The 2726-nt window shown below is 70.6% G+C and carries 3 protein-coding genes and 1 pseudogene; 3 read left to right on the top strand and 1 reads right to left on the bottom strand.

The window, feature by feature from the left end; genetic code table 11:
* Positions 1 to 569: pseudogene (locus tag VFM98_RS18325) on the top strand (L-lactate dehydrogenase); the annotation flags it as partial.
* Here VFM98_RS18325 and VFM98_RS18320 read toward each other — a convergent pair.
* Positions 570 to 1046, bottom strand: a complete 477-nt coding sequence (locus VFM98_RS18320) for a DUF411 domain-containing protein (RefSeq protein WP_325111337.1) — start codon at positions 1044 to 1046, stop codon at positions 570 to 572. It lies immediately after the preceding pseudogene.
* Between the two features lie 216 nt (positions 1047 to 1262).
* On the opposite strand from VFM98_RS18320, the gene VFM98_RS18315 reads away from it, so the two are divergent.
* Entirely contained in the window at positions 1263 to 1556 is a 294-nt protein-coding gene (locus VFM98_RS18315; RefSeq protein ID WP_325111336.1) for a hypothetical protein, read from the top strand.
* A 263-nt stretch (positions 1557 to 1819) separates the two neighbouring features.
* The coding region (locus VFM98_RS18310; protein ID WP_325111335.1) for an AMP-binding protein at positions 1820 to 2726 on the top strand (907 nt) is incomplete at its 3' end.

Raw genomic sequence — 2726 nt, 5'->3', positions numbered from 1 at the left:
CGCTCACCTACGCGGCGCTGAAGATCTCGGGCCTGCCGGCCGCGCGCGTGATCGGTTCGGGGACCGTGCTGGATTCGGCCCGGCTGCGGGCCGAGCTGGCGGCGCACTACGCCGTCGATCCGCGCAACGTGCACGCCTACGTGCTAGGCGAGCACGGCGACAGCGAGTTCGTCGCCTGGTCCACCGCCACGCTGGGCGGCATGGGGTTGCACGAGTACTGCGCCGTTGCGGGCATGGCCTGCGGGCCCGCGGACCTGCAGCAGATCGCCGAGCGGGTGCGGCGCGCCGCCTACGAGATCATCCAGCGCAAGGGCGCGACCAACTTCGCCATCGCCGCGGCGCTCACGCGCATCGTCGAGGCGATCCTGCGCGACGAGCAGTCGGTGCTGACCGTCTCGACGCTGGTGCAGGGCGAATACGGGCTGCGCGACGTGTGCCTCAGCCTGCCGGCGATCGTCGGCCGCGCGGGCGTGCAGCGGGTGCTGCCGGTGCCGCTGGCCGACGATGAGGTGCAGGCGCTGCGCCGCTCGGCGGAGGCGATCCGCGGCGTGGCGCAGGGCGTGGCCTGATCAGGCCTTCGGATACGACGCGTAGACGCGGGTGATGCCGCCCTTGCCGACCAGCAGGACGTCGAAAGGATCCTTGCGGCCCTGGTAGACCGGGCCGTCCATGCCCGGCGAACCCACGGGCATGCCGGGCACGGCGAGCCCGACGGCCTGCGGTCTTTCCTGCAGCAGGCGACGGATCTCGCGCGCGGGCACGTGGCCTTCCAGCGCATAGCCGCCGACCAGCCCGGTGTGGCAGGAGGCGAGCCGGTCGGGCAGGCCCATCTTCGCGCGCATCGCGTCGTTGCCGCCGTTGTGGATCTTCACGGCGAAGCCGCTGGCTTGCAGGTGCCCGGCCCAGTCCTCGCAGCAGCCGCACTCGGGCGCCTTCCAGATCTCGACCAGGACCTTGGGCGCCTGCTGGGCGAGGCCGCCCAGCGGCAGGCCGGCCAGCGCGGCCAGCAAGGTGCGGCGGGTGGTATGCGCGTTCATGGCTTTCATGATTCCTTCTTCCTACAGCTGCGTTGGGCCGGTGGAAAGGACAGCATAAGTGCCTTGCCATGGGCGCATACTCCCTGGGGTTGACGCAGGACCCGTCCTACGTTCGATCCGGAAGATGCTGACAGGGGCTTATCGCTGGGCTTCCTACAGTGAATGCTTCCGCCGGCAAGTGCCGGCATTTTCAACGACCCACAGACACACACCGAGAGAGGACCCATGAACGCCGAAACCTCCACCCAGAACCCCTTCCCGACCAGTGCCGAGAGCACGGGCGGCAGCAGCGGCGCCGGCGGCCTCAACGGCGAGGCGAGCCGCGTGCGCCGCATGGCGCAGAGCCTGCACGAGGCGGTGGATTCGCTCGAACAGAAGCTCGGCCACAGCAGCGACCGCATGATGGGCCTGCAGGAGGAATACGGGACGATGGCGCGCGAACAGGTGCGCGCCAACCCGCTGGCCGCCCTGGGCGTCGCGTTCGCCGCCGGCTTCATCGTCGCCCGCATCCTGCGCTGAACCTGGCGTCCCCGCGCCCGCGGGGACGCAGACCCCGCTCTCTGCGCAGGGAGCGAGGAAGCCCCCTCGTCCCCGCGCAGGCGGGGACCCGGAAGCCAGCGCACGAATGCGCAAGCCCTGGATTCCCGCCTGCGCGGGAATGACGGAGGGGATACCCGGGCGCGGCGATCCATAGTCGCCCGAGCGACGAAGCGTGGGGCTTCTCCGCATGCACTGCGAGCCGCCTTTGGCTAAGGTTCCCGGCTCCAGCATTTCGCCCCTCCATGGACCGCCCGCACTACCGCTTCTGGCCGCGCCGCCTGCCGCGCGCCCTCACGCCGCCCGCCACCTCGCTGTGGGACAACCTCGCCACCAGCGCCCGCCGCTATCCGGACAAGCCCGCCATCGTCTTCTTCGGCCGCGTGTTCCCCTATGCCGAAGTGCAGCGCCAGGCCGAGCGCCTCGCCGCGCGGCTGCACGCGCTGGGCGTGCGCAAGGGCGACCGCGTGCTGCTGGACATGCAGAACTGCCCGCAGCTGCTGATCGCCCACTTCGCGATCCTGCGGGCCAACGCCGTCGTGGTGCCGGTGAACCCGATGAACCGCGCGGAGGAACTGAAGCACTACATCACCGACCCCGACGCGAAGGTCGCGATCACCACCGGTGACCTCGCGCCCGAGATCGCCAAGGCGAACGCGCAACTGCCCGCCGGCGAGCGGCTCGCCCACCTGATCGTCACGCAGTTCACCGATGCCTTCGATCCGCAGGCGACCGGGGCCGGCCCGATGCCGGAAGGCTGGAAGCCCTGGCTGCTGACGCGCCATCCGCTGCCGGAACTCGCGGGCGGCCAGGTGCTGGCCTGGAGCGACGCCGTCGCCAACGAGCTGCCGCTGCCGGCGCTCGAAGTGGGGCCGAACGACCTGGCGGTGCTGCCCTACACCAGCGGCACCACGGGCCAGCCCAAGGGCTGCATGCACCCGCACCGCAGCCTGATGCACAACGCGATGGCGAGCTGCTTCTGGGGCAACGCGACGCCCGAGTCCGTGACGCTGCTGGTGGTGCCGATGTTCCACATCACGGGCATGGTGAGCCTGATGCATGCCAACGTCTACATCGGCGCCACCATCGTGATGATGCCGCGCTGGGACCGCGACCTCGCCGGCTGGCTGATCTCCGGCTGCAAGGTCACGA

This window comes from Ramlibacter sp., assembly GCF_035706265.1.
Lineage (GTDB): Bacteria > Pseudomonadota > Gammaproteobacteria > Burkholderiales > Burkholderiaceae_C > Ramlibacter.
This window is presented reverse-complemented; position numbering and strand designations above follow the sequence as displayed.

Coding starts and splice junctions, on each gene's coding strand:
- VFM98_RS18320 (WP_325111337.1), bottom strand. CDS start 1,046: ATGAAAGCCATGAACGCGCATACCACCCGCCGCACCTTGCTGGCCGCG.
- VFM98_RS18315 (WP_325111336.1), top strand. CDS start 1,263: ATGAACGCCGAAACCTCCACCCAGAACCCCTTCCCGACCAGTGCCGAG.